Here is a 16625-nt window from a genome sequence, read left to right as displayed (position 1 = left end):
TTCCCCTCTATCGCGATCACCCGCGCCGGGGGCAACCGGTCACAGGTCATATGCCGTATCTGGTGCCGTATCTGAGAAACTCATCAAACAGCAGTGGATTCCACACGCTTTCCAAACACCCATTCACTGATGATAAAACGATCCATTGTCGCCATCGCTACCACCTTGTCGCTGTCTGCACTCCCTACAGCCACCGTCGCCGCCAGCCTTGACGAGGGTTTTAAAAATCCGACCGAGAATACGAAACCTTGGTGCTACTGGTACTGGCTTGACAACGACATCACCAAGGATGGCGTCACCAAGGATCTCGAGACCATGGCCAAGGTCGGCATCAACCGTGCCATGATTGGGAACATCATGGGCGGAGGGCCGGTAAAGATGTTTTCGCCCGAATGGTATTCCATCACCCGACATGCCTTGAAGGAGGCGCATCGACTTTCGATCGATATCACGATGTTCAACGGGCCCGGATGGAGCCAGTCGGGTGGCCCGTGGATCAAACCCGAGCAGTCGATGCGTCGGGTCAGCTGGCATGAATACCCCGCGAAGGGCGGCACGTTTTCCCAGAAAGTGCGACCCGCGAACATCCCGCAGAGCCAGGACATTGCCGTGCTCGCCGTTCCCGAGCTTGATGCCATATCGGTCATCGGCAAAAAACGCGGTAATGCCCTGAGCTTCAGCCACACCGGGCCGTTTGCCGCCCGCGCTCTCGTGGTGCACGGCAAGGCAAAAGGAAAACTCTACGCACTCGAAAACGGCAAACGGAGACTTGTAGCCGCGATCCATGCCGCGGGAGGAAGTAAAAAAACCGACTTCCTGCCGAACGGAATCGAGTCATTTGGTTTTAAAGAGGCAAGGACCCAGGAATTCGAGCTGGTGCCGGCGCCCAAGTGCAAGGTCGTTCTCACCTCCGCACCCATGGTTGCCCAGGTGATCGAAAAACAACTGGGCCGCGTCCACCCGACCCCCACACCGACCTGGAAGTCCTATATTTTTCCCGACTCGGTCGAGCCGGATGACCCGTCAACAATCATCCCACGGGAAAGCATTCTCAACCTAACAAAAAACATGGATGCCTCAGGTGTTTTGAACTGCACACTGCCAACTGGCAACTGGACGGTCATCTACTTCGGCATGGTCACCACGGGTGTCAAGAACTCACCCGCACCGGAGGAAGCCACAGGACTGGAGTGCGACAAACTGAGCCGGGTGCACACCGAACATCATTTCAACGCGATGTTTGGCAAATTGCTCAGGGAAATATCACCGGATGAAAAGTCGGCCTTCAAGGGCATTACAATAGATAGTTATGAAAAGGGAGCCCAGAACTGGACCGATGGATTTGCCCCTGATTTCGAAAAACGCAATGGCTACGATCCTATTTCCATGCTGCCTGTGATGACCGGGCGGGTGATAGACAGTGCCAGGACCTCGGACCAGTTTTTATGGGACCTGCGCCGCACCGTGTCCGATATGATCTCTGAATACTATATTGCGGGACTCCGGGAGATTTCACATAAACACGGGCTCACCCTCTGGTGTGAAAACTACGGCCACTGGGGATTTCCCGGCGATTTCCTGAGTTACGGTGGCCAGTCGGACGAGGTCGGCGGTGAGTTCTGGTCGACCGGAACCCTGGGCGCGATCGAATGCAGGGCCGCCAGCTCGGCCGCGCACATCTACGGAAAACGCAGGGTGTATGCCGAGGCATACACGAGCAAAATCAACCTCGGTCATCACCCCTACACCTTCAAGGCACGTGGGGAAGAGCTGTTTTGCGAGGGTATCAACCATTTTGTCCTCCACGTCTACGCCCACCAGCCACGCGATGGTGCACCGGGCAAAAACCCCTGGTTTGGCACCGCCTTTCACCGCAACACCCCCTGGTTTACACAGTCGCGCGATTGGGTTAGCTACCTGCAACGCTGCCACTATATGCTGCAACAAGGAACACCGCTTGCCGACGTCGCCGTCTACATCGGTGACTTCGCCCCGCAGATGACCGGCCCGGCCAATCCCGTTGCTGCGGGTTACGATTATGACTACATCGGCTCCGACGCCATTTTGAGAAAACTACACGTCGTCGACGGCGAGTGGGTGGTTTACGACGAACACAAGCCCGGGCGCATTGCCGCACGATGGCAGGTCCTAGCCTTACCCAAGGCGAAATACCTCCGCCCGCAGGTGCTCAAAAAACTCGACACCCTGAAAAAACAAGGTGGCAAATTCATCGACGCGGTGCCGGTAGGCGCTGACGCGTTGCAGGACATCGGCATCAGCCCGATCGTCTCGGAAACAAGCTGCCCGGTCCGTTGGAAAGCCCGACAACTCGATAGCGGCGGCATGATCTTCTTCCTTTCCAACTTCAAGAAACCAGGGACATTCGAAGCCACCCTGCGTGTCTACGGAACCGCCCCTGAATTGTTTAACCCGGTAACAGGCCGGATCACGAAGTTGGCCCGTTACAAACCGGTCAACAATGGCACTAAAATCACCATCAACGTGCACGATCAATCGGATTCTTGTTTTATCGTTTTCCGAAACAAACCAAGCCAACCATCCGTAGTCAGCGTGCAACTTGACGGCAAAGACATCCCCCCGGCAGACCTCGCCCTTTGCTATGATCAAACCAACAAACTAACAGCTGAATCCTCCAATCCCGGCTCCTACGCACTGACCCTGAGTGATGAGTCCAGACGTCAGGCCATCATCAAACATGCTCCCCAAAGCCACACCATCAACAGCCCGTGGAGATCGACCCGATTAGATGAAAATGGGTTTACCGTCTCGAAGGAAACTACATTCGACCTGCCCCAATCATTTGGAAACCACCAGCGCATCAAGCTCGACCTCGGCAAGGTCTCTGTCATGGCCAAGGTCAAGCTCAACGGTAAAGTCTACGACACTCTCTGGATGCCGCCGTTTGCTCTCGACGTCACAGACACATTGAAACCCGGAAAAAACTCCTTACAAATCACCGTAACCTCAACCTCCAACAACAAACCAAGCCTCGGCGAGGTCAAGCTCCATACCACTTCGACAGTAATCATCCAATAAGTAGAACCCATGAAATTATCCCTACCCCCCCTAACTCTTCTTGCATCCATCCTCCTCGCTCTAACATCTTCAGCACAGCCTCCCAACATCGTATTCATCCTCAGCGACGACCAGTCATGGACCGATTATGGGTTTATGGGTCATCCGGATATCAAAACCCCGCACCTGGACAAGCTGGCTGCCCGCAGTCTGGTCATGCCTAACGGCTACGTCGCGGCGCCACTGTGCCGACCCTCACTTGCCTCGATGGCATCCGGACTCTATCCGTTTCAACACGGGATTACCGGCAACGATGTCGATGGCAAAAACAACCGCGCCCAGCTGGACATCCCTCTGCGAGCAAAGTTCCACCAACACCCCAGTTTCATCAAACTCCTGACATCCAACGGATACCTGGCGCATCAGTCGGGAAAATGGTGGGAAGGCTCGTGGCAGGACGGTGGCTTCACCCACGGGATGACCCATGGCGATCCAAAACGCGGCGGTCGACACGGCGACGCGGGCCTCAAAATCGGTCGGACCGGCCTCAAACCCGTCACCGACTTCATCGATCATGCCACCAAAGAGAACAAGCCATTCCTGCTCTGGTACGCCCCCCTTTTACCACACACACCCCATAATCCACCGGAACGGATCCTCGGGAAATACACCCAGGCCGGTCGCGCCGATGACCTTGCCAAATACTATGCCATGTGTGAATGGTTCGATGAAACCTGCGGCGAACTGCTCGATTACCTCGATCAAAAAAAACTCACCAACAACACCATGGTCATCTATATCTGCGACAACGGCTGGGCTCCCGCCAGCACAAACAAAGATGACCCGAATCAAAAAACCTGGCCTCGCTTCGCCCTGCGGTCCAAGGCTTCACCCTACGAAAACGGCACCCGCACACCGGTGATGATCTCATGGCCCGGCCACGTCTCCGCCTCGCGGGTTCCCGACCTGGCCCATGCCATCGACCTCTTCCCCACCATTGCTGCGGCGGCAGGTCTGAAGGCTCCAGACGGGCTTCCGGGGATCAATTTACTCGATGCCAGGTCGCGACAAACCCGCAAGCGTGTTTTTGGCGTTTGTCACTCCAGTCATAACATATCCACAGCCAACCCCGACGAGACCTTGCAATACCTTTGGTGTGTCGAGGGCGACTGGAAACTCCTGGTACGCTACCCCGGCAATGACAGCACGCAGTACAAAAAACTCCACATCTGGGACAAGGAGCCGGTCAGGTTATACAACCTCAAAGACGATCCTCACGAACAGTCCGAGCTGTCGTCCTCACATCCGGAAATCGTCGATCGCCTGAAAAAAGCCATCGAAGCATGGCATCCGGTGCCTCAGGCCCCATCCCCCTGAGCCGGACAACCCGCCTCCGAAAGCACAGGACACACCTTGATTTCTGAAAAACAGGAATGGTAATACACGTATCAACGTAACTTATACACTATGCCCTCACCAAGAATCCACCCAGCTCTGATCCTTTGCGCCCTTACTTCCCTCACTTGTGCCGCCAAGCCGGCAGAACCTGTCCAACTCACCACACTCGACGGATTCCGAACCCAGCTTATCTACAATGTCGATCCCGAAACCGAGGGTTCGTGGGTCTCCATGTGTTTCGGCGATGACGGCAAGCTCTTCGTCTGCGACCAGTATGGAAAGCTTTACCGGCTCACGCTCAAGGATGGAAAAATAGCGGACAAGGCAGCTCTCGCCGCGCCCGGTAATGCACAAGGTCTGTGCTGGGCCTTTGGCAGTCTCTACGTCACATCCCACGCCCGTTACCATCAAAGCAAACCCGGCATCTATCGCCTCACCGATACCAACAAGGATGGCAACTTTGATCAAACCGAACTGATTCTCCCACTCAAAGTCGGTGGCGAACACGGACCACACGGACTGGTTAAGACGGCCGATGGCAAAGGGCTTTATCTCGTTATCGGCAACCATTCACCGCCGCCCACCACGGCAAGCTCCATTACTAACAAAAACTGGGCCGAGGACACCCTCCACCCTCACCAACCTGACGCCCGCGGCCACGCAGCCAATATCAGGGCACCAGGGGGCACCCTGCTCCGTCTCTCACCCGACGGCAAACAACAGGAAATCATCGCCACCGGCATGCGTAATACCTACGATATCGCCGTGAGCCCGACCGGAGACATCTTCGGCTACGACTCCGACATGGAATGGGATATTGGAACCCCCTGGTATCGCCCCACCCGTATCCTCCATCTGATCAGGGGGGGCGATTACGGCTGGCGCACCGGCACCGCCAAGTGGCCGGATTATTACGCCGATAGCCTCGGCCCGGTCATCAACATCGGTCCCGGAAGCCCCACCGGCGTGCTCTTTGGCACCGGCGCCAGGTTTCCCCTGAAATACCGGAAGGCCTACTACGCGCTCGATTGGACATTCGGCATCATCTACGCCATCCACCTCATCCCGGATGGCCACAGCTACCGCGCTGAACGCGAGACTTTTGTCTCGGGAAAACCACTGCCACTGACCGACGCCGCCATCGGTCCCGATGGGTCAATGTATTTCCTAACAGGAGGACGGCGTATCCAGTCGGGGCTGTATCGTATCGATTATGTGGGCCAAGAAAACACCCAGGGAACCATCAGCACCACCCCATCCAAGGAGCAGAAACAACTGCGTGATGTCCAGCAGTCGCGGGATCCGGAGTTCCTCTGGCCGGCGCTCTGCCATCCCGACCGTACCCTGCGCTACGCCGCCCGGGTGTCGCTTGAAACCCTTCCCGTCACCGACTGGACACCCCTGTTCAAAACCAGCACCGATCCCCAGACGATCATCACCGCCAGCATCGCCCTTGCCCGCTGCAAGGGTGATCGCCAACTCGCCGTTTCCAAACTGCTGGCACTCGATTTTGCCAAACTAACAAAAACCCAACAACTCGAATACATGCGTGCCGTCGCGCTCGTGTTTATCCGGCTCGGCGAACCGGACGCCGCCACCAAGTCCAGCTTCGCGCAAAAAATGGAAAATGCCTACCCGTCTGCCGACCCCTCGCTGAATCGGGAGCTTTGCCGACTGCTCATCTACCTCGACTCAGCGAGCGCCGTGGCAAAAACCATCTACCTCATCCAAACCTCGGTCGCGGTCAAAGAGGACATCCCGGCTGACGTCATCAAGGGCAACGACAGATACGGCAACCATTTTGTCAACATGCAGAACAACCAACCGGACACCCAGGCGCTTCATTATGCCCTGATGTTGAAAAATGCCCGCGTCGGATGGACCCCGGCACACGTTACCGCCTACTTCACCTGGCTCAACAAAGCCGAATCCAAAACCGGCGGCATGAGCTACAAGGGCTTTGTCAACAACATCCGCATGGAAGCCCTCAGCAAACTTCCTGCCGAGTTCAAGGCCATCGCGGAAAAAGCGCCCAAGTACACACCACCAGCCACCCCCATGCCGACCGCCAAGGGCCCGGGCCGCGTGTGGACCATCGAGCAGGCTCTCGCTGCAGTCGCCGACCTCAGCAAGGCGGACGCGGCAAACGGCAGACGGATGTTCCAGGCCACCCTCTGCGCCCACTGCCACACCCACACGGGGGAAGGTGGAAGCTCTGGCCCCGAACTCAGTAATCTCGGCGGACGCTTTTCCAAAAGGGATATCCTCGCCGCCATCCTCGACCCCTCGGAAGTCGTCTCCGAGCAATATCATTTCACCATCCTCCACCTCAAGGACAAGAGCCAGGTCCTCGGCAGGATCATCAAGGAGGACGCCACCCACGTGTATGTCGCCAGCAGCGCCTTCGATTTCACCCAGCAAATACCTGTCGTAAAATCAAACATCGTCAACCGCAGCATCTCACCCGTCTCACCCATGCCCCCATCGCTGATCAACGCACTCAACCCCGGTGAACTCCGCGATCTGATGCTTTTCCTCACTGGAAAATAGATGAAGCTGACCTGCTGTCGTAAAACATAAAAAACTGTTCCGCATTTCATCCTAGAAACTCGGAAATTTGGTCGTATACATACCTAAGTAATCCAGTAAAATAACAACACCATGAAATCAACTCTCCTACTCCTCGGACTCATCCCCTTGATCTCCTGCGCCCACGCCAAAGACGTGGCCAAGGAAAAACCTGCGGCAGAAGCCGGCAAAACCATCCAGCTCTTCGATGGCAAAACACTTGATGGTTGGAAAGTAGTCGGCGGCAACGGCCAGTACAAAGTCGAAGACGGATGTATCGTCGGGTTTGGTAAAAACGTCAGGGGCAACACCTTCCTGCGCACCGAGAAAACCTACGGCGACTTCGAGCTTAGCTATGAATTTAAATTCGACGACCGGACCGGCAACTCCGGCCTGATGTTCCGCGCCCTCCAAAAGCCCTCCAAGGATGGCAACGGCCGGGTCAACGGTTACCAGTGCGAAGGCGACAACACCGACCGCTCATGGAGCGCCGGACTCTATGACGAAGCCCGTCGCGGTTGGCTCTTCCCCAAACAAACGGACAAGGAGCACAGCGCCAAATTCACCGCCCAAGGGAAGAAACTCTTCAAATGGACGGAATGGAACACCATCGTGATCCGCTGCCAGGGCAACCACATCCAGACCTGGCTCAACGGCGAGAAACGTGTCGATTATGTTGATAAAGACCCCAAGCACGATACCCGCGAAGGCTTTTTCGGGCTTCAGGTTCACGGCGGCAAATCATGTAACGTCCGCTGGCGCAACCTGACCCTGAAGCAGCTCTAGTAGCCCCCCCGGGATGGGGCACCCTGTATTCACCCACGTTGTCGCTATGATCCAACGAAGCGCGTTCTGCGCATTCCTCTGCCTTGCGGCCACCACGGTCGTCTGCCCGGCCCAGCAAGGCGACCGCAAGGGGCACGAGATGATCGACCCCATCCCTGCCGCCAAAATACCGCCGTCGCCTTATCTCAGTCTGCGGGATGCGCTGAACAGCTTCAAAATTGCCAGCGGTTACGTGATCGAACCCGTAGCCTACGGCACCGATGTCGATCTGGCCGTTGCCATCTCATTCGATGCGAACGGGCGCGCATGGACCTGTGAGATGCGCAGCTACATGCCGGATATTTCCGGCAATGGGGAAAAGACGCCCAATGGCCGCATCCGTGTGCTGGAGGACACCGATGGCGATGGCAAAACCGATCAGGTCACCACTTTTCTCGATGGGCTGGTGCTGCCACGCGCCGTCTCTGTCACCAGCGACGGCTGCCTCTACACCAGTGGCAACGCCCTCTATTTCATCAAAAGGAAAGGGCTTGTCCCAGTGGGCGAGCCCATCGTTGTCGACCCCGACTACGCCAAGGCAGGCAACCCGGAACACGGTGCCAACGGCTTGATCTACGGCCACGACAACTGGTATTACAGCGCCAAATACGCCAAGCGTTACCGTCGTTTCAACGGCAAATGGGTCACCGAGGCCACCGACCACCGGGGCCAGTGGGGTATTACCAAGGACAATGCGGGAAGGCTCTACTACAACAACAACAGCACCTTGCTGCAAGGTGACCGGTTTCGCCCGAACTTCTTCCGGGGCAACCCCGGCAATCCTCCCGCGGCCAAAATGACCCACCGCCTCGGCTCTAACCGTGTCCACCCGATTCACATGACCCCCGGCGTTAACCGGGGATACATGAAGGGCACCCTCGACAAAAACGGAAAGCTGGTCAACGCCACCGCCTCATGTGGAGTCGTGATCTACCGGGGCGATAACTTCCCCGCCTCGGCACAGGGTATGGCATTCTCCTGCGAACCATCAGCCGACCTGGTCAAAGCCATCCAGCTCACCCGCGATGCCTGGAACAAACCCAGCGGAAGCCATCCACTCGGCACCAATGAGTTCCTTGCCAGCACCGATGAATGGTTCCTCCCCTGCAACCTCTACACCGGACCCGATGGCACGCTCTGGATGGTCGATATGTATTTCGGTATGCTCCAGCACAAGACCTACATGACCTCCTACCTGCGCAAGCAGTACATCAGCCGTGGTCTGGATAAAACCCCGCCGTCAACCGGCAGGATCTACCGTATCCGCTATGCCGACACCCCCGCATCCCCCGTGCCACGCATGGAAGGATTGGCGGCTGGCCGACTCGTTGAATTCCTCAATCACCCCAACGGGCTGCATCGCGATACCGCGCAACGCCTGATCGTTGAATCCGGCGATACCAGTGTGCTCAAACCACTGGTTGAGCTAGCCTCGGATGACACCAAACCCCTGGGGCAAATCCATGCGCTATGGACGCTGGACGGGCTCAACCTGGAATCCTACCAAGCCCTTGAAGCCGCTTTGAAATCATCCGATCCCGAGGTGGTGGCCACCGCCCTTGATATTGTTTCCATCAGGCGGATTTCCGAACCAAGCACGGTAGATGTCATCGATGGGATCAAACCCGAAGCTCGTATCCTACACTCCCTGGTCCGTGCGCTGGCTGTCGCGGACCAACCGGAAAAAGCGCTGCAACTCGTACTTAAAAACCCCAATGCAGACCTGCTTCGTGAAGCCTTCATCAGCGGCCTCGGTGAAAACGCGGCTCATTTCCACAATCAACACGGCAAAGTCGCCGACGCATCACTGGAAAAAATGATCGTGGCTGCATCCCAGGCCAGGTCCGTCAAAACCAGCTCTCCAGGCAAACACCTCCATGGCAAGGAACTCGCCTCATTTATACGTGGCCAGGAAGTCTTCACCACCAAAGCCGCCTGCATAGGTTGCCACGGTGACGACGGCAATGGCCTCACCAGCCTCGGTCCACCACTGGTCAAATCGGAATGGGTCACAGGCAACGCCACCCGCCTCTCCAAGGTTCTGCTTCACGGTATGACCGGCCCTGTTAGGGTCGACGGCACGGTCTACACCCCGGCCCTCGCCATGCCTGGACTCGGTGCCAATGCCGCGATTTCCGACCAGGATATCGCCGACGTCATGACTTTTGTTAGAAACAGCTGGGGCAACAAGGCAAAGGCCGTGGATGCCAAACTCGTCAAGCAAGTCCGCACCGACACCAAAGACCGGAGCGAGCCTTACAAAGCGACTGAATTATAATATTCGCGCTCATCAATCGTCCAGTTGCGGCCCCGGCTGTCATAGACCCCTATTGAGAGCGCGTGGCTTGCCACCTCCTTGTGGCTGGTAGGGCCTGCCTCGCGTGGCGGGGTTTCACATGCGGTCCACTGCCCGCCGGGGGGGCTTTGTTCTATCATTTAAAATCACGTTTTACGGTAGTAGCATATTTTTATTTACCCATGCCTTTACCCGTGTCTACCCTGTAGTGCTCGGAAAATTGAATGGGTATGCCCCCATTCTACTCCGGGAAAACCATGCACAACCCCATGCACAACCCCATAGAGCCATGCACACTCGCACGTCCCCCCATACCTCACTCGCAGCGATCATCAGCTGCATTTGCCTCGTCTTCACCTGGCCCTCCGCGTTGGCCATATCATTTTCCCTCGATGCCGCCAGCCCCACGGGCGCACCGACCGATGACATTCTAACAGCCGGCCCCTTCCCCGTACTCCCCGGCGGAGGCTCGGGCTTCGATGTTAACGGCATTTCCTACGGCCATTCCCATACATCCTTCGCATCCGTCTCAGGCTTCGCCTTCAGTGTCGACCGGGTATCCGGCGGCATTCCCGGCACCGCCACTTTCGTGGAAAGCAGTGGCGGCCTCGGTGAGCAGTCGGCCGATGTCTACGCCGCCACGATCGCCGCGCCATTATTCAACACCCTGCTGTTTGATGGAAATGGCGCTTCCCCTCCGGGGGCTGGCACTGCCCCGATCGGACTCGGACTCATCGAGATGATCGGCGGACTACCCACAGACAACCTAAACGCGCTGGACCTGCGGCTGCCGCCTCCAATCGGCGGCTCGATTTACTGGACGTCAGATAGTCTGACATTACCTGGATTTTCAGCCGATATTTTCATCACCGCAGCAGCCCCCGGATACACCGCCTTCCCTCCAGCTTATGTGACCGCAGCCGGCCTCGGCCTGTCCGCGGCCGACGACATCGATGCCCTGGTCGTCTTTGATGATGGCGACGGTATTTACGGCGCAGCGGACACCATCCTGTTTTCCCTCGCCCCCGGCTCACCGTCCCTTCCAGGGCTGTCTGCCGGGCCCGGTGACATCCTCATCGCCTCCGGCGGTGGACCCGTTTCAGCCGTTCCCTTTGCCTTGGCGGGCTCGCTCGGACTTACTCCGGGAGACAACGTGAATGCACTGGATGTCTTCATCGTTCCCGAGCCTTCGTCGCTATTTTTGTTAGGTTTCGGAATCACATGCCTGATGATGTCCCATCGTAGGTGGCAACCATGCTAGGTCACCACGCGCGTGGTCATTGCCCTACTGCGGCATCAATACCGATGCTGCAGCGGCATCACGCGGCAAAGCGGCTGACTTGGGGAGGGTGGACACTCCTGTCCACTCACTGGCTGGCCAGGTCATCTGGAATACCTGGGTATTTCCCAAACTTATAACCTTGGCAAAGTTGATTGGAAAATTATGCTGACGCTCAATCGGATTGAAACCATTTCCGATTTCCTTTTTCCAAAACAACCATGATGAAACAAGCAACTCCGTCGGCTACCGTTGTGGGCCCGGCCCTTCCTAACATTCCCTGGCAAGACAAACCCACCGACTATCCCCACCCGGTCTGGCGTTACTCGGAGAACCCCATCGTGGAGCGCAGCCCGTTCCCGTCCTGTAACTCGGTTTTCAACAGTGCCGCGGTTCCCTTCGAGGGTAAGTTTGCCGGGGTCTTCCGCTGTGACAACACCGCGCGCGAAATGCAGCTCCACGTCGGCTTCAGTGAAAATGGAATCGACTGGGATATCAACCCCGAGAGAATCCACTTTGAATGCGATATCCCGGAGATTGCCGAATGGGTTTACGGTTATGACCCGCGAGTCGTCTGGCTGGAAGACCGCTACTATGTCATCTGGTGTAACGGCTATCACGGTCCGACCATTGGCATTGCCTGGACCAGGGATTTCAAAACATTCCACCAACTGGAGAACTCCTTTCTGCCGTTCAATCGCAACGGTGTGCTGTTTCCCCGGAAAATCGATGGTCGGTATGTGATGCTGAACCGGCCCAGCGACAGTGGCCACACCCCCTTCGGCGACATCTATCTGAGTCATAGCCCCGACCTGACCCACTGGGGCTCGCACCGCTTTGTGATGAACGCCACCGACGGCTGGCAGAGCCTCAAAATAGGTGCGGGTCCGACTCCGATTGAAACCACCAGGGGTTGGCTGATGTTCTATCATGGTGTGCTGTTATCTTGTAACGGCTATGTCTATTCGATGGGCGTCGCCTTGCTCGATCTGGAACAACCATGGAAAGTCCTGCACCGATCCAAACCCTATCTGCTCAACCCACGCGAAACGTACGAGTGCGTTGGTGATGTCCCTAACGTCGTCTTCCCCACCGCCGCGCTCTGCGATGCGGAGACCGGCCGGATCGCCATTTACTATGGCTGCGCAGACACCGTTTCGGCACTTGCTTTCTGCCAGGTCGACGAGATCCTCGACTGGCTGGCAGCGAACTCGACAAATTGATTTTCCAACACTCCGCTGGAAACAGCCAACATCAAACCATGTCCGCCGCCCCATCCGATCGACCCGACCTGCGGGAAAAGATTTCCTATGGTTTCGGCGATCTTGCGTCGGTCCTGTATTGGCAGACGTTCATGCTCTATCTGCCCTATTTCTACACCGATGTTTTTGGGCTGACGGCGGGGTTTGCAGCGACGATGTTTCTGATCAGCCGCATCTTCGACGGAGTGAACGACCCGGTGATGGGTATGATCGCGGATCGCACCAGCACGCGATGGGGGAGCTTCAGGCCCTGGTTGCTGTGGCTCTGCGTGCCTTTCGCCGTAATGGGGGTGCTCACCTTCACTACCCCGGACTTTGGATCCACGGGTAAGGCCATCTGGGCATACACCACTTTTTTTGGCATCATGATCCTCTACACGGCGATCAATATCCCCTACACGGCCCTGCTTGGCGTAATCTCATCGGATTCCACCGACCGCACCTCTGTCTCATCGATCAAGTTCATGTTCGCCTTTGGTGCCGGGATCATCGTATCCGCCACCCTGCTGCCCATGGTCGGCTTCCTCGGCAACGGCAACGAAGCCAAGGGCTGGCAACAATCGTTTATCATTTACGGCATCGCCGCGGTTGTTTTTTTCCTGATCGCCTTTCGCGGCACCAGGGAGAGGGTCAAACCCAGCTCAACACAAAAGTCCTCCGTGAGCAAAGATCTCAAATCACTGATGCGGAACCGTCCCTGGTGGATCCTGCTCTGCACCACGATAACCTTCATTCTGTTTATTGCGATTCGCGGTAGCGTCACCGTGCATTACTTCAAATATTATGTGGGTGAACAGACACTTTCCCTGCCCCTGTTCGCCGGTACCTACGACTTTGAGACTTTGGCCTCCGCCTTCAACACCGTCGGGCAGATCTTCTCGCTGATCGGCGTGCTGGTCGTCGGCTGGTTCGCCCGACTGGTCGGTAAGAAATCAGCATTCATCATACTCTTCATCATCGCCATCCTCAGCACATCGATGTTCTATTTCCTCAAGCCCGGGCAGGTGCCCTTGATGTTTGCCCTGCAGATGCTCGCGTCGATGACCGGAGGTCCCATGAGTGTGTTGTTATGGGCCATGTATGCGGACTCGGCTGACTACGCCCAGTGGAAACACGGACGCCGTGCCACGGGGCTTGTTTTTTCAGCCTCCACCATGTCGCAAAAAATAGGCTGGGCGTTCGGCGCTTTTGTGGCCCTGCAGCTCATGTCCCAGGTGGGTTTTGCCGCCAACCAAGAACAGTCGCCCGACAGTTTGCAGGGGATGCTGCTGCTCTTCAGCCTGATTCCAGCGGCTTTCGGAATTGTCTCGGTCGCGATCGTCACCATCTATCCACTCAACGAGAGGATGATGCGCACGATTGCGAAGGAGCTCAGTGCGGGCGGGGAATGATGACGGGGTCGCCTACAGCTCACGCATGATCCGGTGCACGGCGGTGGCGGCAGGGAGGGGTGTTGTTTGCCACTTGGGCCGCGTGCGTCTAACCATCGTATGGCCCCAAAAAACGCGTGCCATTGTAATGGATGAGATGCTCAGGGGCTTCGGCAATCCAAACTTCGGTTTCCCACGCAATCGCGCGGGCGAATTTGACATAACCCGCTGTATCAGAAAACGCTGTTACATACACGATCCCGGCTTTCGCACCTGAAAACAGGTCGGCGATTTCATTTCTACGTTTTTGGTCGATTGGACCGTGTGAGGTCACGGCTTCAATGACGATCAACCAGTCTCGTTTAACATCATACAGAACCACATCAGGTGCTTTGCCACGAGCTTCCAGTTCGATGCCTAGAGCGGATAATGCACCATCGTCTTCGATCACATTTTTATTTCCAGCATCACCTACAAGAAGGACTTTTCCTCCGGGTACGAAGCGAGGGCAGAATTGCTCCACGATCTCCTGGATGGTACGTTTTGACCTCCGGCAGAGAGTTCGATGGTCTGACCTTCAGGCAGTTCGATGGGGGTCATCGGCAAGTCGCGATGACGCTCCCGCAGCCTGTTCTCTCCTCCCGATGTTTTGAGGTATGCAGCCAGCGATTCCTTCCAGTGTTTTCCTGCATAAGTCTTGAGTAAATCGAGAGCGCTTTCCGTAAGCTGGTAACACCATTTCGGGCTATTGATGGGGCGGTCTGGGCAATCTGGATTTTCAACAAGTAAACCCATCTGCACGAATTGGTGAACCGTTTGTCGCCGAATCGTTTCGCGTGTATTGGGCGCATACTTTACCCCGTAATGTTGCTCCATCCACTCCATCATTTCTGTGATTTTACGAAGCGGTGCAGTGGCTCTGCCCCAAGTCATTTTAGGCTGTATATTTGCCTGCGCCAGAAGAGTAAGAGCAGAACGTTCGTTTTGCTGCTCACGTGGTGCTTTCAGAGTCTGCAATATCTTGAGCGCCTGTCGAATCCTTAAGTGGGTCATGTTTATCGAGTTCTAGGATTTCCGGAGATTAGCTCATCTTCCGTTGGATAGCGCAGGTTCCTCAGATCGGTTGCATTGACCTGGGTGTGTCCGTTGAATTGGCGGAAATACTGATCTACTTCTGGCGAATTGAGATAGGCGGCGAGACCTTTGGCGAGTTTTTTGGTCAAACCTTTTCCGTTAGCATGGAAATAGTTGATATGGTTCTCTAGTCCGATCTTCTTTTCTGGAAAATCCTTGGGATCAAGAACACAGGCAACAATGCGGCGTTTCTCCTCCTTGGACGTGAAACGCTTGATCAGAACATAACAACCACGCTTTACGAGAAACTTCTCTGTGCGGGCAGTGTCGCGTATCGCAACAGGTTTTTTGCGCTGACGCAGGTTATCGGCATCCTCCGATTTCTGAGGGGGGCGGAGTACCTTGCCATTGTTGAAAAGGTGCGGATAGATCAAAGGATATGTGTCAGCACTTTGACTGTGGCTAAGATCCTTACGCAGTCGAAAATCGACTACTGGCCCTGTCGAAACATTCAGACCAAGCTCGACCAGACTCGACGATTGATTCATGACAAAGTCTCTAGCAGATTGATGATCGCTCTCGGTCGCAAGATGAATAAAACTCTCCGAATCCTGAGGGTGAACTACTTCGTCCAGATTCATTTTACGCAACTTAATTTGGGCAAAGCTACCGCATGCCAACGTCACCTTGGACTGTCTGGTTGGCTTTTTGCTCAGGAGATAAATGATGTTTTCTTGTAGCACCTTGTCACGTTGAAAGACTTCGTTACGCGAATCAATTTGATGAAGGAGCCTAATTTGTGTGCTCTCCAATATGGCATTACGAAAAGGCCTAAAATACGGACCATTACAGAAACTGCGCGGAGTGATCGCACATAGTTCACCTTTCGGCTTCGTCTGGAGTACACATAGCCACACAAATGCCGAGTAAAGGTTACTGGTTTCAATGCCTACGCGCGATAGCAAACGACGTTGCTTTGACGAGGAAGACAGCTTTTTATACGGAGGATTTAAAATGGCATGTGTCGCTAACGGAATTTTTTCTGAAGGCAAAAGTCCACTATCCAATGACTCAACGCTACTTTCAATCCAGTCGCTTTCCCGAATGATAACCTTTGCAGAGATGCCCTGCTGTTCCAGTGCCATTTTGCATCGATTCAGAACATCATGCAAGGCCTGCAAAAAATCTCCGTCCTGTTCACATGCGACGAGGGTGACGTGTGAAGGTTTCTTCACCTGCCCTTTCTGCACGCGTTTCAGCAAAGATTCTACGAATGCTGCTGATAACACACCGCTTCCGGCACCCGGGTCATGGAGCACGATCTTGTTGCCGAATGATGCATTGGTATAACACGACGCAAGATAACGGGCAGTCTCCGCTGGCGAAAAAAATTGCCCCTGCGAAGCTCGCCCGCTCCTATCCAGCTCCTCACATACCGACCAGCCACATTGGTCGGCAAATGTGACAAGATCGTGATTTGGCGATAAGGAGATCATTATGTGTTCATGAGAACATTG

General features: G+C 55.6%; 8 protein-coding genes and 1 pseudogene. 8 read left to right on the top strand and 1 reads right to left on the bottom strand.

Features of this window, described 5'->3' with window-relative positions; translation table 11 throughout:
* Window positions 1–129 precede the first annotated feature (129 nt).
* The 8 genes from H7A51_15220 to H7A51_15185 all read left to right on the top strand — a co-directional run bounded on the left by H7A51_15220 (window position 130) and on the right by H7A51_15185 (window position 14055).
* Window positions 130–3057, top strand: coding sequence for a hypothetical protein (locus H7A51_15220; GenBank protein MCP5537569.1), 2928 nt, complete (start codon window positions 130–132; stop codon window positions 3055–3057).
* 9 nt (window positions 3058–3066) lie between these two features.
* A complete protein-coding gene (locus H7A51_15215; protein ID MCP5537568.1) occupies window positions 3067–4413 on the top strand; it encodes a sulfatase-like hydrolase/transferase in 1347 nt (448 codons plus the stop codon).
* 90 nt (window positions 4414–4503) lie between these two features.
* Window positions 4504–6984: a c-type cytochrome gene (locus H7A51_15210; GenBank protein ID MCP5537567.1), complete on the top strand. Its 2481-nt coding sequence runs from the start codon at window positions 4504–4506 to the stop codon at window positions 6982–6984.
* Between the two features lie 111 nt (window positions 6985–7095).
* Window positions 7096–7788: a DUF1080 domain-containing protein gene (locus H7A51_15205; protein ID MCP5537566.1), complete on the top strand. Its 693-nt coding sequence runs from the start codon at window positions 7096–7098 to the stop codon at window positions 7786–7788.
* Between the two features lie 13 nt (window positions 7789–7801).
* Window positions 7802–10105: a c-type cytochrome gene (locus tag H7A51_15200; GenBank protein MCP5537565.1), complete on the top strand. Its 2304-nt coding sequence runs from the start codon at window positions 7802–7804 to the stop codon at window positions 10103–10105.
* A 307-nt stretch (window positions 10106–10412) separates the two neighbouring features.
* A complete protein-coding gene (locus tag H7A51_15195; protein ID MCP5537564.1) occupies window positions 10413–11384 on the top strand; it encodes a PEP-CTERM sorting domain-containing protein in 972 nt (323 codons plus the stop codon).
* Between the two features lie 242 nt (window positions 11385–11626).
* Entirely contained in the window at window positions 11627–12625 is a 999-nt protein-coding gene (locus H7A51_15190; GenBank protein ID MCP5537563.1) for a glycoside hydrolase family 130 protein, read from the top strand.
* Between the two features lie 38 nt (window positions 12626–12663).
* On the top strand, window positions 12664–14055 hold the full coding sequence (locus H7A51_15185; GenBank protein ID MCP5537562.1) for an MFS transporter: 1392 nt from the start codon (window positions 12664–12666) through the stop codon (window positions 14053–14055).
* 88 nt (window positions 14056–14143) lie between these two features.
* Here the strand turns inward: H7A51_15185 and H7A51_15180 are convergent.
* A pseudogene (locus H7A51_15180) lies at window positions 14144–16604 on the bottom strand (Eco57I restriction-modification methylase domain-containing protein).
* Between the last annotated feature and the right edge of the window lie 21 nt (window positions 16605–16625).

It is taken from the genome of Akkermansiaceae bacterium, from assembly GCA_024233115.1.
Classification (GTDB): domain Bacteria; phylum Verrucomicrobiota; class Verrucomicrobiia; order Verrucomicrobiales; family Akkermansiaceae; genus Oceaniferula.
This window is presented reverse-complemented; position numbering and strand designations above follow the sequence as displayed.

Coding starts and splice junctions, on each gene's coding strand:
- H7A51_15220 (MCP5537569.1), top strand. CDS start 130: ATGATAAAACGATCCATTGTCGCCATCGCTACCACCTTGTCGCTGTCT.
- H7A51_15215 (MCP5537568.1), top strand. CDS start 3,067: ATGAAATTATCCCTACCCCCCCTAACTCTTCTTGCATCCATCCTCCTC.
- H7A51_15210 (MCP5537567.1), top strand. CDS start 4,504: ATGCCCTCACCAAGAATCCACCCAGCTCTGATCCTTTGCGCCCTTACT.
- H7A51_15205 (MCP5537566.1), top strand. CDS start 7,096: ATGAAATCAACTCTCCTACTCCTCGGACTCATCCCCTTGATCTCCTGC.
- H7A51_15200 (MCP5537565.1), top strand. CDS start 7,802: ATGGGGCACCCTGTATTCACCCACGTTGTCGCTATGATCCAACGAAGC.
- H7A51_15195 (MCP5537564.1), top strand. CDS start 10,413: ATGCACACTCGCACGTCCCCCCATACCTCACTCGCAGCGATCATCAGC.
- H7A51_15190 (MCP5537563.1), top strand. CDS start 11,627: ATGAAACAAGCAACTCCGTCGGCTACCGTTGTGGGCCCGGCCCTTCCT.
- H7A51_15185 (MCP5537562.1), top strand. CDS start 12,664: ATGTCCGCCGCCCCATCCGATCGACCCGACCTGCGGGAAAAGATTTCC.